The following is a 20736-nucleotide window of genomic DNA, read 5'->3' as shown; positions in this document are numbered from 1 at the left end:
GCAGCCGGTCTGGTTACGCGGGCCGGCGGGGCCGGCGTCGGTTCGGCTACGCGGGCCGCAGGGGCAGCAGGGGCAGCAGTCGGTCCGGCTATGCGGGCCGGCGGGGCAGCAGCCGGACCTGGCCCCGTCCCAGCAGGAGCAGCGGATCGAGATACAGGCGGTCGCGGAGCAGGCCCCAGTGCAGGCAGCTGGCCGGGCAGTGCCCCGGAACATCCTGGACGACGCCGATCACCTCGCCCCGTTCCACCTGCTGCCCGCGTCGCACCGACGACCGGAGCGGCAGGTAGGTGGTCCGCAGGCCGTCGGCGTGAAGCACACTCACCACCCCCCGCTCCGCGAGCGGCCCCGCGTAACCGACCGTCCCGGCTCCGGCCGCGCGGACCCGCTCACCGGGGGTCGCGGCGAGGTCGACGCCTCGGTGCCCGGCCAGCCACGGCTGGGGCGGGGGCGCGAAGCCGCGGAGCACGCGAGGTCGCCCGGCGAGAGGCCAGTCCCATCGGGCCGGGGTCTCCGGCATCCGGCTCAGGGAGGTCCGGCCGACCATGTCGTGTGCGCCCGTGACCTCCGGTGCGGCGAGCAGCAGCGCGGACAGCAGGGCGGATAGCGAAGCCCGTGTCCCGGGAGTGCGGAAGCGATTCATCTTCCCGAGGATGGGAGATCCGTGACGGGTCCAGGCCTGCCGAGCGGGATTCTGTGGACGGGGGATCCAGAGCTGTGGACGCCACCCTTGTCCGTGGCAGCGGTGCACCCACCCTTTCCCGCGCCGAGACGCCCCCGTAGCCTCGGACAGGAGGCCCGCGTGGAAGGACACGACGTGCGAGAACCGGTTGTCCTGCGCCGCACGCTCTCGGTTCGGGACCTGATCGTCTACGGTCTGCTGTTCATCGGGCCGCTTGCCCCGGTGGGCGTGTTCGGAGTGCTCGATGCCAAGAGCGGCGGCGCGGTCGCGCTGGTCTACGTCATCGCCACGATCGCGATGGCCTTCACCGCCGTCTCCTACGCCGAGATGTCCCGGGTGGTGCCGGAGGCGGGGTCGGTGTTCGCCTACGCCTCGGCCGGACTGGGACACCGTGCGGGATTCCTGGCGGGCTGGCTGGTGATGCTCGACTACCTGCTCATCCCCAGCGTGGCGTACCTCTTCTCCGGCATCGCCCTGCACGCGCTCTTCCCGGCGGTTCCCGCCTGGGTCTTCACCGGCCTGGCCTTCGTGCTCACCACGGCACTGAACCTCTCCGGAGTGCGGCTGGCCGCCCGGGTGGGCCTCGCCGTTCTCATCGCGGAGATCGTGGTGCTGGCCGTGTTCGTGGTCATGGCGGTGGCCGTACTGGTCGGTGAGGGACCGGTCAGACCGTGGCTGTCGCCGTTCACCGGAGTCGGGGGGACCACCATGACCGCGGTGATCGGGGCCGTCTCGGTCGCGGTCCTGTCGTTCCTCGGCTTCGACGCCATCGCCTCCTTCGCGGAGGAGACGACCGGCGACTCCCGCCAGGTGGGCAGGGCGGTGCTGCTCTGCCTGTGCGTGGCCGGGGTGCTGTTCGTGCTCCAGACCTATCTGGCCGCGGTGCTCGATCCGGTGCCTCCGGCGGAACTGGCCGCCCATCCCGCCGCGCAGGGCACCGCCTTCTACGACGTGACCGGCGCGTCGGTCTCGCCCTGGCTGGCCACCCTGATGAAGATCGCAAAGGCGGTGGGCCCGGCGTTCGCCGCGATGGCCGCGGTGGCGGCGGCCGGACGGCTGTTGTACGGCATGGCCAGGGGCGGCGGGCTGCCCCACGCGCTTTCCTCGGTGGACTCCAGGTCGGGGACGCCCCGGGTGGCCCTGCTCAGCGCCGGGGCGGTCACGCTGGTGGTCTCGGTCTGGGCGGCGAGCCGCGACGACGGCCTCGATGTGCTGGTCTCGGTCGTGGACATCGGGGCGCTGGCGGCGTTCACGATGCTGCACGCCTCCGTGATCGGGTATTTCCGGGTCCGGCGCAGCAGCCGGGACTGGCTGCGGCACCTGCTGGTGCCGATCGCCGGTGCGCTGGTCGCGATCTGGATCATCGTTCTGGCCGGCTCCCTCGCCAAGCTCGTCGGTCTGGTCTGGCTGGCCGCCGGGCTCATCGTGCTCGCTGTGCGGAGGTACGGCGCAGCGGGGAGAGCCAGATCGTCGGGATCATGATGAGCGCCACTCCCGCCGCGCACAGCCACAGCACCGGGCGCAGACCCAGCAGCTCGCCCATGACGCCGCCGAAGAGACCCCCGAGGGCGAGGACGCCCTGCATCGCGAAGCCCATCGTGGCGTTGATCCGGCCGCGCAGCTCCGCGGGGGCCTCCCTGAGGGTGATCGCGCCGAAGGAGATGGAGAAGGAGATGACGGCCGCGCCGCTGATGAGCGCGCTGGCGGCCATGAGGGCGAACATGGCCCAGACCGGCCCGTCGGCGAGGGCGGCGACCACGAAGTCGAGCGGGAACAGCAGCACCGAGCAGGTCAGCATCCGGTTCTCGCCGACCCGCTCGACCAGGCGGGAGGTGATGAGGGCGCCCAGCAGGCCGCCCACGCCGAAGCACGCGGTGATCACGCCGACCATCCCGGCGGGCAGGCGCAGGACGGTGAGCGCGTAGATCACGAAGAGTGCCATGTAGGCGCTGCCGAAGAAGTTGACCGTGATCCCGGAGCCGCAGAGCGCGCGCAGCGTCGGGTCCACGACCACGGCGCGCAGGCCCTCACGGATTTCTGTCCATATGCCGCGCGGGGGAGCGGGCGTGTGGGTCTCCGGTGCCCTGATGCCGCGGATCAGGAGCGCCGAGACCAGGAAGGACACCGCGTCGATCAGCATCGCGAAGGGCGCGGTGACGGCCTGGACCAGCAGACCGGAAAGACCGGGCCCGCCGACGACCGCGAGCGAGTGGGCCGACTGGAATCCGGCCAGGGCCTGGGGGCGCTGGCTCTCGTGGACCACCACGGCCAGGTGGGGGAAGTTGAAGGCCCGGAAGATCACCGAACAGGTGCCGACGACGAACGTCACCGCGATCAGCCACGGCACGGTCAGCAGCCCGGCGAGCCAGGCCGCGGGGATCGTGACGATCGCGCCGGCCGAGACCAGCTCGCAGCCGATCATGACTGGGCGGTGCCGTCGCAGCCGGTCGGCGACCGCGCCCGCCTGCAGCCCGATCAGCAGGTAGGGCAGCGAGGCGGCGGCGGTGAGCATGCCCATCTGGGTGGGGGAGGCGCCGAGCAGGGTGGCGGCGGTGAGCGGCACGGCCAGCCGGGTGACCTCGGCCCCTGTCTCGGAGACGGCGCGGGCGGACAGCAGCAGCCGGTAGTCGCGCTGCTTGCGCAGGGGGAGGGACTGGAACACGGGATCACGCCGCTTTCTGAAGGGAATGCTTCACAACTATGAAGATAACCCTTCATAATTGTGAAGGCAATCCTTCAGACCGAAAATGGGTACGGTTTGCACATGACCGAGGCACGGAAGCCGCTCACCGATCCCATGGCGATGCGCGCACTCGCCCATCCCGCGCGGCTCGCCATCCTGACCCGGCTCCAGACCGAGGGGTCCGCCACCGCGACCGACGTGGCCGAGGTCGTCGGCATCACGCCGAGCGCGGCGAGCTACCACCTGCGCATGCTCGCCAAGTACGGCTTCGCGGAGGACGCTCCGGCGCGCGGCGACGGAAGGGAGCGGCTGTGGCAGGTCGCCCTCGGTGGCAGTTTCATCGTCAGCCCCGAGCCGGACGACCGGCCCGAGGACCGGGCGGCGAAGGACCTGCTGATCAAAGCCGTGCGCGACCAGGCGGCGCACGAGGTGGCCCGGGCCATGAGCGACTTCGACCGTGAGCCTCCCGAGTGGCGGGCGGCCTCGGTGTTCCACCGGACCCTCCTGCTGGTGGACGCCGAGGAGCTGCGGCGGCTGAACGAGCAGATCGACGAACTGCTCTCCCCCTACCGGGCCACCGTCCGGGAGCGCGCCCAGGTCCCGGCCGGGGCGCGGATCTCGGAGGCGCAGGTGAGCCTCTTCCCGCGCGCCGAGCGGCGGCCGCACGGAATCCCCCGCGAGTGATCCGAACGGCGGTGCCGGCCGGAAGACCCTCCCGGAATGATCAGGAATGATCAGGGTGGCCTTGACGCGCTGAGGTCAGGGGAAGAGCCGGTTGCGGGTACACTTTTCGATGGCCTGTCACTCACGGGCCGACTTCGCATGCCCCGTCAAGAATCGTTCCCTCGGTCCGGGTGAGAACCCGGCAGGAGCCGGTTCGGGGCATCAGGGCGACAGCCGCAGGCTGCCGCGTCAACCGAGAACAGCGCCCGTCCGGGCGCTCCGACCTGGAGGACAATCACATGTCCACCCCCGTCGTCACCATGCGACAGCTGCTTGAGAGCGGCGTCCACTTCGGTCACCAGACTCGTCGCTGGAACCCGAAGATGAAGCGCTTCATCTTCACCGAGCGCAACGGCATCTACATCATCGACCTGCAGAAGTCGCTGGCCTTCATCGACCGGGCCTACGACTTCGTCAAGGAGACCGTCGCGCACGGCGGCACGATCATGTTCATCGGCACGAAGAAGCAGGCCCAGGAGGCCATCGCCGAGCAGGCCGCGCGCGTCGGCATGCCGTACGTCAACCAGCGCTGGCTGGGTGGCATGCTCACCAACTTCTCCACCGTGCACAAGAGGCTTCAGCGTCTGAAGGAGCTCGAGGAGCTCGACTTCGACAACGTGGCCGCGTCGGGGCTCACCAAGAAGGAGCTCCTCATGCGCCGGCGTGAGAAGGAGAAGCTGGAGCGCACCCTCGGCGGTATCCGCGACATGTCCCGCGTGCCCAGCGCGGTGTGGGTCGTCGACACCAAGAAGGAGCACATCGGGATCAGCGAGGCCCGCAAGCTCAACATCCCGGTCGTCGCGATCCTCGACACCAACTGCGACCCGGACGAGGTCGACTACCCGATTCCGGGTAACGACGACGCCATCCGCGCCGTCGGCCTGCTGACCCGCGTCGTCGCCGACGCCGTCGCCGCAGGCCTCATGGCCCGCGCCGGCGCCAACCGCGGCGACGACAAGCCGGCCGTCGCCGGTGGCGCCGAGCCGCTGGCCGAGTGGGAGCAGGAACTGCTCGCCGGCGATGCCGCTCCGGCCGCCGCTGAGGCCCCGGCCGCCGAGGCCGAGGCCGAAGCCGCCCCGGTCGCCGACGAGGCTCCGGCCGCCGAGGCTCCCGCCGACGAGGCTCCGGCCGCTGAGGCTCCGGCCGCTGAGGCCGAGGCTGAGGCCCCGGCCGCCCCGGCCGCCGAGAACGACGCCGACGCCGAGAAGCAGGCCTAGGTCCTTTCCGTACGGCCTGGCCGTACGACCCGCAAGGCCCTTTCCGGGTGGGTGCGCTCAGCTGAGGGCACCCACCCGATCCACGACGATTCCCACGAGGAAAGACAATGGCTTCCGTGAACATGGCCGACGTCAAGCGGCTTCGTGAGCTGACCGCCGCCGGCATGATGGACTGCAAGAAGGCTCTTGAGGAGTCCGAGGGCGACTTCGACCGCGCCGTCGAGCTCCTGCGTCTCAAGGGCGCCAAGGATGTCGGCAAGCGCGAGGCCCGCACCGCCTCCAACGGCCTGGTCGCCCTGAAGCAGGACGGCGACTCCGCCGCCGCGCTGCTCGAGCTCAACTGCGAGACCGACTTCGTCGCCAAGGGTGAGCGCTTCCAGGAGCTCGCAGCCCAGGTCGTCGCGCACATCCTGGCCGGCCGACCGGCTGACGTGCCCTCCCTGCTCGAATCCGAGCTGGACGGCAAGCCCGTCAAGGAGCACCTGGACGAGGCCAACGCCGCGCTCGGCGAGAAGATCGAGATCCGCCGTTTCGCGGTGCTCGAGGGCGCCTTCGTCGGCTCCTACATGCACAAGACCGACCCGCAGCTTCCGCCCACGGTCGGCGTGCTCGTGCAGCTCGACGCCCCCAACGCCCAGGTCGCCAAGGACATCGCGCAGCACGCCGCCGCGATGGCCCCGAAGTACCTCAACCCCGACGCCGTCCCCGCCGATGTCATCGAGAAGGAGCGCGCGCTCTTCGAGGAGATGACCCGCGAGGAGGGCAAGCCCGAGGCCGCCATCGGCAAGATCGTCGACGGCCGCGTCAACGGCTGGTACAAGGACTTCACCCTGCTGGAGCAGGCCTTCGTGAAGGACAACAAGAAGTCCATCGCCAAGTTCGCCGATGAGAACGGCGTCAAGGTCGAGGCCTTTGTCCGCTTCAAGGTTGGTCAGGCTTAGGCTTAACTCAGCTTCTCTCAGTAGCAGCAGCGCACCAAAACGAGGAGGCCGTCGTCGTGTCGGAGAATCCAGAACCCGCTACGTCGGCGGTTTCGTCGTATTCGGGCCCGCTCCGTTGGAAGCGGGTCATGTTGAAGCTGTCGGGCGAGGCGTTCGCCGGCCGGGAAGCGCTGGGAATCGATCCCCTCGTGGTCGGTCACCTCGCGGACTCGATCGCCGAGGCTGTCCGTGAGGGCGTGCAGGTCGCGGTCGTGGTCGGCGGCGGAAACATGTTCCGCGGCGCCGCCCTGTCCGAGCGTGGCATGGACCGCGCCCGGGCCGACTACATGGGCATGCTCGGCACGGTGATCAACTGCCTGGCCCTTCAGGACTTCCTGGAGAAGCGGGGCATCGACACCCGCGTCCAGACGGCCATCACCATGCAGCAGGTCGCAGAGCCCTTCCTGCCCCGCCGCGCCACCCGCCACCTGGAGAAGGGGCGTGTGGTCATCTTCGGGGCCGGACTCGGTTCACCGTTCTTCTCCACCGACACCTGCGCCGCGCAGCGTGCGCTGGAGATCGGGGCGGAGGCGCTGCTCAAGGGCACCCAGGTGGACGGCGTCTATGACGCCGATCCCCGGAAGAACCCCGACGCCGTCCGGTTCGACCACCTCGAATATGGTGAGGTGCTGACCCGCGGTCTCGGGGTGATGGACGCCACCGCCATCAGCCTGTGCATGGACAACGGTCTGCCCATCGTCGTCTTCGACCTCATGGGCGAGGGCAACATCCTGCGGGCGGTGCGCGGTGAAAAGATCGGCACGCTGGTGAGTCCGGCAGGGAAATAGGGAGCGAGCCTGACGCAGCGAGCGGAGTGGTACGCGACACAGAAGTGTCCCGCGAAGTGAGTGGGGAAGGTGAGCGACCTGATGGACGGGAGCGAGCCTGACGCAGCGAGCGGAGCGGTACGCGACACGTGTTCGCCGGAGGTACGCCTCCGGTGCGACGGCGTTCCGCGAAGTGAGCGGGGAATGGTGAGTGACCGAGATAACAGGGAGCCGCTGTGATCGACGAAACCCTCCTCGAAGCCGAGGAAAAGATGGACAAGGCCGTATCGGTGGCGAAGGACGACTTCGCAAGTATCCGCACGGGCCGCGTCACCCCGTCGATGTTCAACAAGATCAGTGCTGAGTACTACGGGACACCCACTCCCATTCAGCAACTGGCCTCGTTCCACGTCCCCGAGGCTCGTATGGTCATCATTCAGCCCTTCGACAAGGGCTCGATGGCCGCGATCGAGAAGGCGATCCGCAACTCCGACCTCGGTGTGAACCCCGGCAACGACGGCCAGGTCATCCGAGTGGCCTTCCCGGAGCTGTCGGAGGAGCGCCGCAAGGAGTACATCAAGGTCGCCCGGAACAAGGCAGAGCACTCCAGGGTCTCCATTCGCAACATCCGCCGCAGCGCCAAGGAGACCCTTGACAAGATGGTCAAGGACAGCGAGGCCGGTGAGGACGAGGTGCGTCGCGCGGAGAAGGAGCTCGACGACCTCACCCAGAAGCACGTAGCCAAGATCGATGAGCTGCTCAAGCACAAGGAAGCCGAGCTGCTCGAAGTCTGATCCCTGGGATCCTTGTCTCGCGTGGGCCACTCGCGCGGGACAAGGATTTTGTGTATGAGAGTAGGACCCCCTTGGAACCTGCGGCGGGCGGTAGCCGTACCGGCCGGAATCTTCCCGTCGCGATCGCGGTGGGTGCCGGTCTGGGAGCTGTGAGCATCGGCTCCCTCTACTTCGTCAAAGTGCTCTTCCTCGTCGTGGTGATCGCGGCCGTGGGCATCGGTGTGACAGAACTGGTCAAGTCGTTCGCGGCCAGAGACGTCCACGTTCCGTTGATCCCCGTGCTGGTCGGCATGGCCGCCATGATCGGCGGCGCCTACCAGGGCGGCCCGGCGTGGCTGGTCGGCATCTTCGCCATGACCGTGCTCGTCCTGATGATCTGGCGGATGTTCCAGGGCACCGACGGTTATGTCCGCGACATCACCGCCACCATCCTGGTCACGGTCTATCCCGCGCTGCTCGCCGGATTCGTGGCGCTGCTGCTCGCACACCCGCTCGACGGCCCCGACCGGGTGGTCGTCTTCATCGCCACCACGGTCGCCAGCGACGTCGGCGGATACTTCGCGGGGATCTCGCTCGGCAAGCACAGGATGTCTCCGCTGATCAGCCCGAAGAAGACCTGGGAGGGTTTCGCCGGGTCGGCGCTGGCATGCATGGCCGTGGGCGGCTGGCTGGTGGCATGGCTGCTGGACGACGCCGTCTGGAAGGGCGTGCTGATCGGTGCCGTCGTGGTGGTCTTCGCCACGCTCGGCGACCTGGTGGAGTCGGTGATCAAGCGTGACCTCGGGGTCAAGGACATGGGCAGCGTACTGCCCGGCCACGGTGGTCTGATGGACCGGCTCGACTCTCTCGTGTCCGCGCTGATCCCGGTCTGGGCGCTGCTCACCCTGCTCGTCTGAGCCACCGCCTCCGTGCTTGGGTCCCTGTCCGCACCTCGCCCTGGGGCACTCCCGCGAAACCGTACGGCGTGGACCGAGCGGTGCGGTCTGGGCGGCGCGCTCCAGCGGTTCGGTCTGAGCGGTTCGGTCTGAGCGGTTCGGTCTGGGCGGTGCGGTTCGGGCGGTGCGGTTCGGGCGGTGCGGTTCGGGCGGTTCGGTCTGGGTGGTGCGGCTTGGGCGGTGCGGTCACCTCGCTTGGGTGAGCCGCTCGGCCGACAGCCGGGGGAGCAGCGTCCGGTAGCCGCTCTCCGCGACCAGACGCAGCTCGTCGGCGGTGATCGGGACGGGCCAGAGCCACCGTACGGCGTCCCCGCCGAAGGTGAAGCCCGACAGGTCGGGCAGGCCCGGCAGGTCGGTCAGCAGGATGACGCCGCTGTAGGCGGAGCCCAGTGGGAACGTCTCCGGCCGGTGATACCACTTCGCGGTGTGGCCGTGCCCGAGCCAGGTGACCGAGTGCCAGGGATACTGGCCCAGCCACAGGAAGAGCCGGGCCGCGTCCCGCGCGTCGCCGGCCGTGGCGACGGCGAGCTCCACCCGCGCGTAGGCGTCCGGCCGGTCGATGTACTGCTCCACGGTGGGCATCCGCTGGCAGCTCATCCCCACGGTCGACAGGATCGTGTGCTCCCGGTCCCGTTCCGGAGGCCGCTCGGTGATGCCGATGGTCGGCAACCGGTCGCCGCCGGCGTCCCAGAACCGGCCCGGGGTGCCGGCCGTCCGGTCCAGATGGCCCATCACGAACTGCTGGAAGTGTGTCCAGGCGCCGTCGCCGCCCCGCCAGTCCCAGTAGGACCGGGCCTTGGCCAGCCGGAGGGCCAGGCCCTCATGGGCGTCCTCCAGCGACCAGGCGAACGGCGACTCGCCCACCGCGTCGCGGGAGTAGCCCGGCATGCCCCTGCTCATGTCGGCCCAGCCCGGAATGACCGCGAGCAGTTCGTCGTTCTCGTACAGGGCGACGCCGTCGCCCTCCTCGAACCACAGCGGTCGCAGCGTGCCCAGCGGCGGCCTGCCGTCGGGGTGCCGGGTGTTCGCCCGGGGCACCGTCGGAGGCAGCTCGGAGTTCAGCCGGTTCAGGTCGATCGCCGCCGGAGCCGGGCCGTGATTGGCCAGCCATACCGCTCCGTGCACCGTCCCTCCGGGCTCGCACAGGTAAGCTACCGAGGAAGTCTCGTCGCGTTCGACCACCAGGGTGCGACTCCCATAGGGATTGACGTCGGTGAGCACGACCTCGACGCCGTTTCCCCGCTCGCCTGAGGGCCGGATTGTCGCCATACCTCCGGACTCTAGATCAGAGTCGAGTACCGCTTCGAGTAACCGTCGAGAGAAGGCGTTGGACTTGTCGACTGTCAGCCCGCCCGGGACCCCCGAGCCCGGCCAGCTCACCTTCGTGGCCCCCCGCAGGGCGAAGCCCGCGCGCCACCTGGCCGACCTGACCATGGCCGAGCGCCGGTCGGTGGTCGCCGAACTGGGGGAGAAGCCCTTCCGCGCCGACCAGCTGTCCCGGCACTACTTCGAGAAGCTCAACGGCGACCCCGAACTCATGACGGATCTGCCGGCCGCGGCCAGGGAGAAGTTCGCCTCCGCGCTCTTCCCCAAGTTGCTGACCTCGGTCCGGGAGATGACGACCGACGCCGGCACCACCCGCAAGACACTGTGGCGGCTGTTCGACGGCGCGCTGGTCGAGTCGGTCCTCATGCGCTACACCGACCGCACCACCATGTGCGTGTCCTCCCAGGCGGGCTGCGGCATGAACTGCCCGTTCTGCGCCACCGGCCAGGCCGGCCTGACCCGCAACATGACCACCGCCGAGATCGTCGAGCAGGTCGTCGCCGGTGCGCGGGCCCTGGCCGCCGGCGAGGTCCCCGGCGGCCCCGGCCGGGTCAGCAACGTGGTCTTCATGGGCATGGGCGAGCCGATGGCCAACTACAAGGCCGTGATCGGCGCCGTGCGCCGGATGGTCGAGCCGGCCCCCGACGGCCTGGGCATCTCCGCGCGGGGCATCACGGTCTCCACCGTCGGCCTGGTCCCCGCGATCGGCAAGCTCGCCGCCGAGGGCCTGCCGGTTACGTTGGCCCTCTCCCTGCACGCGCCCGACGACGAGCTCCGCGACACCCTGGTGCCGATCAACACCCGGTGGAAGGTCGCCGAGGTCCTCGACGCCGCCTGGAACTACGCCGCCGTCACCAAGCGCCGCGTCTCCATCGAGTACGCGCTGATCAAGGACATCAACGACCAGGAATGGCGGGCCGACCTGCTCGGCAGGCTCATCAAGAACAAGCTGGTGCACGTCAACCTGATCCCGCTCAACCCGACTCCGGGTTCGAAGTGGACGGCCTCCCGCCCCGAGGACGAGCGGGCCTTCGTCCGCCGTCTGGAGCACCACGGCGTCCCGGTGACCGTCCGCGACACCCGGGGACGCGAGATCGACGGTGCCTGCGGCCAGCTCGCCGCCGCCGAGTGACTCCTCCCGCCGGGCGCGCGGACCGCCCGCCCGGCAGGGAGACCACGACGGGTGGGTCGGTTGCGCCCGCACACGATCTGGTCGCATCGTGCTACGTTCTCGCAGATCGCCACCGTGAGCGCGGCCACTGTTGAGGACACCTCAGCAGTGGCGGCTGGTGCTGTGACCGGAAACGTTCATCGGTTGCCGCCAGCCGGACGAGCGAAGGTCGCAGGATCTCTGCTAGACACGCGTCCATGAACTCGCCTACGACTCAGCACCTGCGCATCGTTTCCCCAGTGTTCGCCGTCGAGCAACTGCCGCATACGGCGTCACCCGGAGACGACTGGGTCGTGCTTGTCCGCGGGCCGGAAGGGCTGACCGTTGTCCGCGCGGTCCGGCCTCTGGAGTCAGGGGAACGGTGGATCGGTTTCTACAGTGGTGCCACCGCCCATGACCTGGACGTCCCCGGAATGCTGGCGGCGATCGTCACACCGCTGGCAGAGGCGGCGATACCGGTGTTCGTCGCCTCCACCTTCCACGCCGACCTGGTTCTGGTTCCCCAGCAGACAGAGCAGCAGGCCGTCATCGCCCTGGAGGAAGCGGGACACCACGTGGAAAGCGGGGACGGCGAGGCCGATGAACCTTTCTGGTCACAACACCAGATCAGCGAGGGTACCGGTCACGATCTCGGCGAGTTGAGCGCCCGTCGACACCACCTTCCTCACTCCTCCATCAGACTATGGCGAGCATGACGGGTTCGCAGCATTGACCGCGGAAGAACTGCAGCCAATGCTGCTCCGGAGTCACACGGGGTTCCGGTGACCGTCCGCGGCACCCGGGGGTGCGAGATCAACGGCGACCGACTAGAGCGGCGACGAGCGTTTCCCGACGGATGGCCGTCAGACCCGGTACACGCGCTAGATCTCGAGGGGGCCATTGATGTCCATACGGGTGGCTCTCGCCCGGTCGGTCAGTTCGGAACGGCGAGCGGCGAGTTCTGCCAGCTCGTTCCGCAGCCTGTGGAGGTCGGGTGCATCTATTCTGTGCGTTCTGGCGAGTTGGAGCCCCTCGTTCACATGGCGTTGCGCGTCGTCCAGATGCGCGGCCGTGTGCCTGCCGAACTGCGCTTCGACCTGCTCCAACTGCGTCGCCTGTCGGGAGAGGTGCAACCTTTCCAGCTCATTCAGCCAAGGGTGGTTGGCCAAGCCTCTTTCCCTGAGAAGTTGTAGTTCGAAGGAATCTATCTTCCCGCGGGCGAATGCGGGGCCGATCCTGGCGAAGGCGGTCTGCCTGGCCTTGCTCACAGCCGATTCGGCACTGCGCAGCCGTTCCTCGGCCCGACCCATGCCCTCGGTGGCCCGGCCCGTTGAGATCCTGGCGCGCATGGCCTTGGTCTGTATGAACTCGGCGTGCTTCACTGCCCCGACGCGTTGTATCTGCTGCTGTTCCGCTGTCAACCGCTGGCCGACCCGCTGCTTGGCCGTCGTTCCGCGTACCAGGTCTGCCAGGCGGGTGAAGAGCCGGCCGACGGACTGCATGGCGGCCCGGATCCAGCCCTGTACTCGATGGGCGAATGGCCGCAACCGCAGCAGCATCACCCGTCCCTGCGGAGTGAAAGCGGCGAGCCCGGCCAGCCCGGCCAGCCCGGCGATCAGCCCCCCGGCCCACTTGACCACGGTCGTCGCAACCTGTGAAACGCTCGCCGCCACCGAGGCATGCTGCGTGTGATCGGTGCTCCGCGACAACAGGCCGGCTTTTCCCGCCACGTGCTCGTCCAGCGCGTCATTGGCGATGCCGGCGTTCCCCGCGCCGAGCCGGTGCGCGCGAGCCCCATCGTCACCGAGCGATCTCCGCGAGCTCACCGCCGCCTCCAGCACACCGGTCTGCCGCTCAAGCTCGTTGGTGTCCGGCGGCCTCGGAACGCCCAGCACCCCGAAACCGGTCGAATCAAGCGCAGCCGTCATGGTCGGCCCTCACCGCCGTTCGCCGCCTCGGCCTGCGCGTTCCGGGCCGCCATCAGGGCTTGGCCGTCTCCGGTCCTGCCCCACTGAGCGGTCAATTCCTCAGAGCCACCGAACAGCGCGCCGATGAACTCCTGATAGGGGCCGGCGAACTCCGGATAGGGCAACGGGCTTCCGCCACCCATCTGCGCTCGGAGGCCCTGGTGGGATTGCTGCTGCTCATCTGTCAGCGTACGGAATCTCTGGCCGGATGCCTGCCGCCCATCCACATCCCATGTGATCTCATCATTTGTCATGACATCTCACCTTTCTTCCAGGCGGCGGAGCGTCTCATCGAGGCTCGACGTCAATCGGGCGAAATCGTGGGAGGCCTGAGCCTCCATGTCGTCCAGGCGGCGCATGAACTCCTCCGGAAGGACACCCTCCTCGGCGGACGCGGCCTCGTCCATCCGCTCCAGCCGATCCTGCTGTGCCGCCCGTACGGCGGAGACGATGTGGTCCGCCAGGTCCATGGATCCGAAACGCATCGCCCGCGCGTCCAGCCGCAGCGTAGCCAGCAGGCCGTCCGCACCCACGGCGGCGCCGATCATGCCTCCGGCGGCCTCTCCGGTGCCGGTGAGTTCGCCACCCTCAGGTGTCGCGGTCATATCATCACTCCAGCCTCACACGCCATTTTCGATGCACCAGAATCAAAGGTATTAAACCGCCATATATCGCCGCTGGCCATTGGTGCGGCGACATATTGATCATGTGAGGTTCAGTGATAAGCCGGCCATCGCGGAGGGTGGCGCGGCGACCGGCCAGGGCGACGGCGAGCATTTCCCGACGGATGGTGGTCAGACTGGATACACGTCCTGGATCTTGAAGGGACCGTTGATGTTCATACGGGTGGTCCACGCCTGGTCGGCCAGTTCGTAACGGCGCGAGGCGAGTTCAGACACCTCACTCTGCAGTTTATAGAGGTCGGACGTGTTCGCCCCGTTCGTCTTGGCGAGGTCGAGCCCCTCGTTCACATGGCGTTGTGCGTCGTTCAGATGCCCCGTCGTGTGCCTGCCGCCAAGCCGTGCTTCGAGCTGTTCCAACCGCGTCGCCTGCTGGGAAAGGTGACTCCTGGTCAGGTCATCCAGCCAGGGGTGGTTGGCCCAACCTTCATGGCCTGCCTTGAGCCGTGCCCGAGCGGCAGCGTCGATCTCCCCGCGGGCGTATGCGGCGTCGACCCTGGCGTGGACGGCGTTCCTGGCGTCGAGCAGAGACGATTCGATGCGGCGCAACTGTTCCTCGGCCCGATTTAGCTTTTGAGTGGCCTGGCCCGTTGAGATCCTGGCGCGCACGGTTGCGGCGCGTGTCGGCGCGGCGCGTCGCCACTGTGCCGACATCTGCCGCCGTTTCGCCTCCAACTCCCTGCCGACCCGGCCCTTGGCCGTCGTACCGCGTACCAGGTCTGCCAGGCGGGTGAAGAGCCGGCCGACGGACTGCATGGCGGCCCGGATCCAGCCCTGTACTCGATGGGCGAATGGCCGCAACCGCAGCAGCATCACCCGTCCCTGCGGAGTGAAAGCGGCGAGCCCGGCCAGCCCGGCCAGCCCGGCGATCAGCCCCCCGGCCCACTTGACCACGGTCGTCGCAACCTGTGAAACGCTCGCCGCCACCGAGGCATGCTGCGTGTGATCGGTGCTCCGCGACAACAGGCCGGCTTTTCCCGCCACGTGCTCGTCCAGCGCGTCATTGGCGATGCCGGCGTTCCCCGCGCCGAGCCGGTGCGCGCGAGCGCCGTCGTCATCGAGCGATCTCCGCGAGCTCACCGCCGCCTCCAGCACACCGGCCTGCCGCTCAAGCTCGTTGGTGTCCGGCGGCCTCGGAACGCCCAGCACTCCGAAACCGAATGAATCAAGCCCAGCCGTCATGGTCGGCCCTCACCCACGACGGCGCCAACCATGCCCCCGGCGGCCTCTCCGGTGCCGGTGAGCTCATCATTCTCAGGTGCCGCAGGCACGTCATCACTCCAGCCTCAAGCGCCACTTCTGGCAGATCATAATCAAAGGTATTAAACCGCCATATCCCACTACTGGCCATTGGCGCGGCGACATATCGATCATGCAAGGTCCGGAGCACGCCGGCGCCGGTCGGTGGGGCATCGGACCCGGCCGGCCTGCGGCGGGCCGCTCCTCCCCGCGCTCGGGAGTGTCTTCGCCCGGAGGCGCGAGGCCACCTTCGCAGCCACCGGTGGCTCTCTGCCCCGCGCCGTTCCCGGACTGCCCGTCTCCGTCGACGCGTTGGCAGCAGCTTGGGTTCTTCCGGCTGGAGACCACGACCACGATTGTGCGTACGGTCATCCAGCCGGTCGGGAACGGGCCCGCTCCGCCGAGGTTCCATCACGCGACTAAAACGTCAGCAACCCAGCGACTGATCTGTCAGCAACCCGGCGACCATTCTGTCAGCCGACCACCGACTGTGCCATCCTGAACCAATGGTCAGCAGTGCACAGACTCCTCTCGGCAAGGTTCTGCCACGGCGCGCCGAAAAAGCTGTGGAAGAGGCGCTGTCCGACACCCGCGTGACTCTCGTCACGGGGGCCCGCCAGTGTGGCAAGAGCACCCTGGTCCGGCTCCTCGCCAAGGGGCGTGCGGGGGAGTGGCGTAATCTCGACACTCCGGCAGCCCGTCAGGCCGCGATCGCGGATCCTGCCGGCTTCGTGGCGTTCCCCGAACTCATGGTGATCGACGAGATCCAGCGCGCCCCCGACCTGCTGCTCGCCATCAAGGAGCAGGTGGATTCCGATCCCAGACCGGGTCGCTACCTGCTGACCGGTTCGGCCCGGATACTCGGGCTCCGGGTCCTTCCCGACGCGCTGCCTGGCCGGATGGAGACCATCGAGCTGTGGCCGTTCTCGCAGGGCGAGATCGACGGCGCGGCCGACGGGTTCATGGACGCGATCTTCGCCGAAGGCGAGAACCTCCACCACACGTCGGCGGTCAGCCGCGTCGAGTACGCGGAGCGGATCGTCCGAGGTGGATTTCCCGAGGCGGTCGCACGGACCAACGTCCGCAGGAGGGAGCGATTTCTTGACTCGTATGTCGCGGATCTCATCGCACGTGATGTGAGCCAATTGGCGGAGATCGAACGGACAGCGGAGATGCGGGCTCTGATCCGGCTGCTGGCAGCTCGGTCGGGCCAGTTGCTGGTCGCCGCGTCTCTGGGTAACGAGATCGGGCTTTCCGCGAGCACGGTGCATCGTTACCTGAGCCTGCTGGAAGAGGTGTTCCTGATCAAGCGGATCCCCGCCTGGTCACGTAACCTCAGTAGCCGCGCGGTCGGAACGCCCAAGGTCGCCTTCGTCGATTCGGGAATCGCGGCGAACCTCCTGGGCGCGGACTCCAGGAGTCTGCTCCGTCCCGACGGCGCCTTCGGCCCGCTCCTGGAGGGCTTCGTCCTCATGGAGCTGGCCCGCCAGCTCACCTGGTCCGACGAGCGCGTGGAACTGTTCCACTACCGCACCAAGGACAAGGTGGAGGTCGACGTCGTTCTGGAGAATCGCCAGGGGCGGGTGGTCGGCATCGAAGTGAAGGCATCGTCGACGGTACGACCGGATGATTTCCGGGGACTACGGCATCTCGCCGACCGTCTCGGTGACGACTTCGCGGTGGGGGTGGTCCTTTACACCGGGACGCAGACGCTCCCGTTCGGGGAGCGGATGCGCGCGATGCCGGTGAGCGCTCTCTGGGAGGTGGCCGCGCCTCGTTAGAGGTGTTGCGGTGCTGCGGCCGTCCGGTGGAACCCCCCGCAGTCCGGGGCGGAGGTACGGCCGGCCGTTCAGGGGCGAGTACGGCGGAGCCGTAGGTAGGCGGCCAGGCCCGCCACGGTCCAGAAGAGTGCCGCGGCGGAGAGCGCGGGCAGGGCACCGCCGAGCGTGCCGGCGTTGGCGGCGCGCATCCAGGGCATGATCGGCACTGTGAAACGGCCTGCGGGGCTGATGCTGATCAGCAGTAGGGCCAGATAGCCGCCGAACAGGACCAGCATCGAGACGGCGGGGGAGGGCAGGATCGGCCTGCTGGTCAGCGCGCCCAACGCCGTCCCGACGCTCAGACCGACCAGGTGCAGCACGATGCCCTGGGCCAGGTCGCCCGGGGCCGGCAGGGCGGCGAAGCCGATGCCCAGCGGCAGCACGACCGCGACCGCCGCCATCCCGAAGTTGACGGCGAGCGCGGCGAGCAGCCCGGCGCCCACCTCCCGGCCGGGCCGGCCGGCCGCCGTCATCGAGATCAGCCGCTGCGTCGCCGGCTCGGTGTCGAGCAGCCCCCGGGCGGCCCAGGCGAAGACGAGGATGAGCAGCCCGGCGGAGTCGGCGTAGGAGGACAGCTCCTTGCCCGCCGGGACCGTCGTCGAGTAGAAGACGGCCAGCATCGCGAACAGCCCGATCATCGGCTGGAACAGCCGGTGCGACCGGGCGTAGGCGGCCAGCTTGAAACGGACGAGGGGGATCATTCATGTCTCCCGGGCGTGCGGCGGGTGCCGCCGTGTCGTGCGGAAGGGGCTCCCGCGGCCGTGGGACGGCCGTCACCGGGTGGAAGCTCGCCGGCCCTCACGAGATCCGCCTGGTGGTGTGGCCGTCTGCACGGAGCTTCTGTTCGACCTCGTCGGCCGCCGCGGCGTCGACGAGCACCTCGATGACCGCCTGCCTCGGCCGTTCGCCGGACCGGGCGGTGACCGCTCCGCCGTCGACCAGCCAGTGGTCGGCGCCGGGGAAGTCCTGGAGTTGGTTCTGGTGGTCGCTGACCACGACCGTCCCGCCGTTCGCGGCGATCTCGCCGATGATCACGGGGAGTTCGGTGCGGGTCTGCTCGTCCAGCCCGGCGAACGGCTCGTCCAGGATCAGCAGGTCGGGCGGGGCCAGCAGCGCCTGGATCAGCCCGGTCTTCTGCGCGCTGCCCTTGGACAGATCGCCGAGCGGCTGGTCCAGCAGGTGCGTCGCGTTCAGCCGCTCGGCCAGCTCCTGTGCTCCGGCGGCGGAGACGCCCCGGATCCGGGCCAGGTGGGTGAGGTAGGCGGTGACGGTGAACGGCTGGTCCACCGGGAAGACGTCGGGGGCGTAACCGACGACCCGGGGCCGGTCGGCGATCGAGCCTGTGGACGGCGGGATGATCCCGGCGAGCAGGCGGAGCAGGGTGGACTTGCCCGCGCCGTTACGGCCGGTGACCTCGATGACGGAACCCGCGCGGAGGGTGAGCTCGACGTCCCGCAGGACCCAGGGACCGCGACGCGCGTATCTGAAGGACACACCGGAGAGCCGCATAGATCCGCAACACTACCGCGATCACTCGCTTTACCGGTCCTGTCGGATCAGAATGAAGACCATCGAAACGGAGGAAAGGGTCCGGGGTTGAATCGTTTCCCGCGGGTGCTGGCGGTACGTGCCGGATATGACCCCGACCAGGTCGACGCGTTGGTCCGCCGGATCGAAGGCACCCTCGGCAGGGGCGCCCCGGACGGGGAGCCGATCACCGCCGACGAGATCCGTGCCGTGCGGTTCCGGACGAAACTCGGCGGTTACCACGAGGTGGCCGTGGACTTCGCGCTGCAGGCGTTCATCGTCGCGGTCGAGAGCCGGGCCGCCGAGGGCGGCGGGCCGACGGCCTCCCGCGCGGAGCCGAGTTACGAGGAGCACGCGGCCAGGATCGAACGGGCCGCCTTCCGGGCCGGGCGGCTGGGCATGGGCTATGACGAGGATCAGGTGGACACCTTCCTGGACCGGATCGTCGCCACCCTGCGCGGCACCACCGACCAGCCCGTCACCCCCGGCGACGTGCGCGCGGCCAGGTTCGCCACGGTGATCCTCAAGCCCGGCTACGCGGTCAAAGAGGTGGACACGCTCCTCGCCGACCTCGCCGGCGTCCTGGAGACGCGCTCCGGCCGATGACGTCCGAGCCGCGGCGTCGCGCTCGTCGGTTTCGACCGGCGCTGTTCGAGCGATGGCGTCGGTTTCGATCGGTGGCGTCCGAGCCGTGGCATCGGTCTCGGCCGGTGGCGTCCGAGCCGTGCGGCTGCGCCTCAGGCGGTGAGACCGAGCTGCCCGGCCGCCCGGACCGCCAGCCACACCTCGGCGAACGCGCCGGTGGACGACAGGTCGCGGCCGGTCAGCGCGGTGAACCTGCGCAGCCGGTAGGCCAGCGTGTTGGGATGGATGTGCAGCGCCGCGGCCGCGTCCTCGGTGCGTCTGTCCCGCTCCATCCAGGTGCGGACCGAGGCCAGCAGTTGGGAGTCGTGGGCGGCGTCGTAGCGGAGCACCTCGCCGAGCACGTGTTCCACCAGTGCGGCCAGCACCGACGGGTCGTCGGGCAGCCATCTCCCCATGGTGTCGTCGCCGTAGCGGATCAGCGGCTGTCCTGACTCGGCCGCTCGGGAGGCCGCCCAGACCGATTCTCGCCGGGCGACCCGGAGCGACGTCCCGGCCGGGAACGGCCGGCTCATTCCGGCAGCGGCCGAGGGCAGCGCGGCGATCGCCGGACCCAGCTCCGCCGAGCCGAGCACGTAGCGGTCGTCGCCCCGGCGGAGCAGAAGGCAGGGGCGCCCGTCGAGGGCACGGAGCAGCGCGTCGTCGGGCACGCCGCGAACCGTCAGCAGGACGAGATCCTCGGCCGGCAGCCCCAGCCGGATCAGCCGCCGCCGGGCCGTGGCCGGGTCGAGCACGTCCTGGAGCAGCTCGGCCAGGATCTCGGCGCCCTCCCGCCGCAGGGTCTCGCGTTCGTGGCGGACCATCGCGACCCGGAGCGCGGCGACGGTGGCGATGTGCTGCACCACCGCCAACCCGGCCGGTCGGGCGCCCTCCCGCTCGAAGGCCACCAGGAATCCGGCGGGACCGCCCGGCGCGGGCACGGGCAGCGCGAAGCCGCCGGGGATCGTCGGGGGCGCGTCGGCCGACCTCGGCAGGACCCCGGGATCGGGCACCGGGACGCCGGGCAGCAGCGGGCGCCCCTGCGGTGTGCAGAGATACACCTGGTAGCCGGACAGGCGCTCCAGCCGGCGGAACAGCGCGGGGGTGTCCAGGTCCTCCGAGGCCAGCCAGTGCAGCGCGCCGAACACCTGCAGCTGTGCGCCGAGCCGCTGGCCGGGATCCTCCTGTACGGCCGCCGCCACCTCCTGGGCGATCGCGATGAACGGCACCGCCAGCGGCACCTCCAGCACCGGCATGCCCCGCTCCTCGGCCGCCGCGAAGAACGTCTCGTGCAGCGGCGGCACGTGGAGCTGGGCGGAGAGGGCCAGCGCGGACACCCCGGCGTCGTCGAGCCGTTCGAGGTAGGCCCGTTGCCGCGCCGCCGAGCGGGGGATCGCCATGCCCGTCGTCATGATGACCTCGGCGCCGAGCAGCCAGGGCGTGGGGTCGTCGAGCTCGCTGACATGCGCCCAGGACACCGAGCGGGTCAGTCCGGCCTCGCCGGCCATGACGCGTAGCTGGAGAGCGGGGAACCTGGTCAGATCCTCGACGGTGAGTTTGTGTTCAGCCACAAGAAACACCGTACTGCTCTGTGGCTCACCCAGTTGCACATCGTGGGCAGAGCATCG

At 69.3% G+C, this 20736-nt stretch carries 21 protein-coding genes; 11 read left to right on the top strand and 10 right to left on the bottom strand.

The genetic code is table 11. The features are described from left to right. Positions 1-88: 88 nt before the first annotated feature. A complete protein-coding gene (locus OHA77_RS11770; RefSeq protein WP_406318039.1) occupies positions 89-640 on the bottom strand; it encodes a murein hydrolase activator EnvC family protein in 552 nt (183 codons plus the stop codon). 174 nt (positions 641-814) lie between these two features. On the opposite strand from OHA77_RS11770, the gene OHA77_RS11765 reads away from it, so the two are divergent. Further along, the gene (locus OHA77_RS11765) at positions 815-2161 is read left to right on the top strand and encodes an APC family permease (protein ID WP_406318037.1); all 1347 of its coding nucleotides are present in this window, start codon (positions 815-817) and stop codon (positions 2159-2161) included. On the opposite strand, the gene OHA77_RS11760 is transcribed toward OHA77_RS11765, so the two are convergent. Further along, a complete protein-coding gene (locus OHA77_RS11760) occupies positions 2100-3341 on the bottom strand; it encodes an MFS transporter (protein WP_406318036.1) in 1242 nt (413 codons plus the stop codon). The genes OHA77_RS11765 and OHA77_RS11760 overlap by 62 nt on opposite strands. Positions 3342-3443: 102 nt before the next feature. Between OHA77_RS11760 and OHA77_RS11755 the strand changes: the two genes are divergently transcribed. The 6 genes from OHA77_RS11755 to OHA77_RS11730 all read left to right on the top strand — a co-directional run bounded on the left by OHA77_RS11755 (position 3444) and on the right by OHA77_RS11730 (position 8739). After that, on the top strand, positions 3444-4046 hold the full coding sequence (locus OHA77_RS11755; protein ID WP_406318035.1) for an ArsR/SmtB family transcription factor: 603 nt from the start codon (positions 3444-3446) through the stop codon (positions 4044-4046). 278 nt (positions 4047-4324) lie between these two features. Then, positions 4325-5302 (top strand): 30S ribosomal protein S2, encoded by a 978-nt coding sequence (rpsB, locus tag OHA77_RS11750; protein WP_406318034.1) that lies wholly within the window; start codon positions 4325-4327, stop codon positions 5300-5302. A 107-nt stretch (positions 5303-5409) separates the two neighbouring features. Continuing rightward, a complete protein-coding gene (gene tsf / locus OHA77_RS11745; protein WP_406318032.1) occupies positions 5410-6243 on the top strand; it encodes a translation elongation factor Ts in 834 nt (277 codons plus the stop codon). Positions 6244-6371: 128 nt separating this feature from the next. Further along, a complete protein-coding gene (gene pyrH / locus OHA77_RS11740; protein WP_326820594.1) occupies positions 6372-7070 on the top strand; it encodes a UMP kinase in 699 nt (232 codons plus the stop codon). Positions 7071-7285: 215 nt separating this feature from the next. Next, positions 7286-7843 carry a ribosome recycling factor gene (frr, locus tag OHA77_RS11735; protein ID WP_326820595.1) on the top strand — a complete coding sequence of 186 codons (558 nt, stop codon included), beginning with the start codon at positions 7286-7288 and terminating at the stop codon, positions 7841-7843. 149 nt (positions 7844-7992) lie between these two features. After that, positions 7993-8739, top strand: coding sequence for a phosphatidate cytidylyltransferase (locus OHA77_RS11730; RefSeq protein ID WP_406318030.1), 747 nt, complete (start codon positions 7993-7995; stop codon positions 8737-8739). 225 nt (positions 8740-8964) lie between these two features. On the opposite strand, the gene OHA77_RS11725 is transcribed toward OHA77_RS11730, so the two are convergent. Further along, on the bottom strand, positions 8965-10047 hold the full coding sequence (locus tag OHA77_RS11725; protein WP_406318029.1) for a suppressor of fused domain protein: 1083 nt from the start codon (positions 10045-10047) through the stop codon (positions 8965-8967). Positions 10048-10111: 64 nt separating this feature from the next. On the opposite strand from OHA77_RS11725, the gene rlmN reads away from it, so the two are divergent. Continuing rightward, the gene (gene rlmN, locus OHA77_RS11720; RefSeq protein ID WP_326820598.1) at positions 10112-11236 is read left to right on the top strand and encodes a 23S rRNA (adenine(2503)-C(2))-methyltransferase RlmN; all 1125 of its coding nucleotides are present in this window, start codon (positions 10112-10114) and stop codon (positions 11234-11236) included. 278 nt (positions 11237-11514) lie between these two features. Then, positions 11515-11970 (top strand): ACT domain-containing protein, encoded by a 456-nt coding sequence (locus OHA77_RS11715; protein ID WP_406318027.1) that lies wholly within the window; start codon positions 11515-11517, stop codon positions 11968-11970. A gap of 165 nt (positions 11971-12135) precedes the next feature. Here the strand turns inward: OHA77_RS11715 and OHA77_RS11710 are convergent, their stop codons facing one another. The 4 genes from OHA77_RS11710 to OHA77_RS11695 all read right to left on the bottom strand — a co-directional run bounded on the left by OHA77_RS11710 (position 12136) and on the right by OHA77_RS11695 (position 15083). After that, complete coding sequence (locus OHA77_RS11710) at positions 12136-13182, bottom strand: hypothetical protein (protein ID WP_406318025.1); 1047 nt, start codon at positions 13180-13182, stop codon at positions 12136-12138. Further along, entirely contained in the window at positions 13179-13475 is a 297-nt protein-coding gene (locus OHA77_RS11705) for a hypothetical protein (protein ID WP_406318024.1), read from the bottom strand. The genes OHA77_RS11710 and OHA77_RS11705 overlap by 4 nt, the downstream gene beginning before the upstream one ends. A gap of 6 nt (positions 13476-13481) precedes the next feature. Next, positions 13482-13826, bottom strand: coding sequence for a YbaB/EbfC family nucleoid-associated protein (locus OHA77_RS11700; RefSeq protein ID WP_406318022.1), 345 nt, complete (start codon positions 13824-13826; stop codon positions 13482-13484). A 189-nt stretch (positions 13827-14015) separates the two neighbouring features. After that, entirely contained in the window at positions 14016-15083 is a 1068-nt protein-coding gene (locus OHA77_RS11695; protein WP_406318020.1) for a hypothetical protein, read from the bottom strand. Positions 15084-15646: 563 nt separating this feature from the next. Between OHA77_RS11695 and OHA77_RS11690 the strand changes: the two genes are divergently transcribed. Next, positions 15647-16921: an ATP-binding protein gene (locus tag OHA77_RS11690; protein ID WP_406318018.1), complete on the top strand. Its 1275-nt coding sequence runs from the start codon at positions 15647-15649 to the stop codon at positions 16919-16921. Positions 16922-16989: 68 nt separating this feature from the next. Here OHA77_RS11690 and OHA77_RS11685 read toward each other — a convergent pair whose 3' ends face one another. Both OHA77_RS11685 and OHA77_RS11680 read right to left on the bottom strand, forming a co-directional pair. Beyond that, positions 16990-17661, bottom strand: a complete 672-nt coding sequence (locus OHA77_RS11685; RefSeq protein WP_406318016.1) for a hypothetical protein — start codon at positions 17659-17661, stop codon at positions 16990-16992. 97 nt (positions 17662-17758) lie between these two features. Continuing rightward, complete coding sequence (locus OHA77_RS11680; protein ID WP_406318014.1) at positions 17759-18454, bottom strand: ATP-binding cassette domain-containing protein; 696 nt, start codon at positions 18452-18454, stop codon at positions 17759-17761. 102 nt (positions 18455-18556) lie between these two features. On the opposite strand from OHA77_RS11680, the gene OHA77_RS11675 reads away from it, so the two are divergent. After that, positions 18557-19093 carry a DivIVA domain-containing protein gene (locus OHA77_RS11675; RefSeq protein ID WP_406318013.1) on the top strand — a complete coding sequence of 179 codons (537 nt, stop codon included), beginning with the start codon at positions 18557-18559 and terminating at the stop codon, positions 19091-19093. Between the two features lie 131 nt (positions 19094-19224). On the opposite strand, the gene OHA77_RS11670 is transcribed toward OHA77_RS11675, so the two are convergent. Continuing rightward, positions 19225-20679 (bottom strand): PucR family transcriptional regulator, encoded by a 1455-nt coding sequence (locus tag OHA77_RS11670; RefSeq protein WP_406318011.1) that lies wholly within the window; start codon positions 20677-20679, stop codon positions 19225-19227. Positions 20680-20736: the final 57 nt, after the last annotated feature.

The organism is Streptosporangium sp. NBC_01639 (genome assembly GCF_045209755.1).
Lineage (GTDB): Bacteria > Actinomycetota > Actinomycetes > Streptosporangiales > Streptosporangiaceae > Streptosporangium.
The sequence above is the reverse complement of the archived record's forward strand: the minus strand, read 5'-3'. Positions and strand labels throughout refer to the sequence as shown.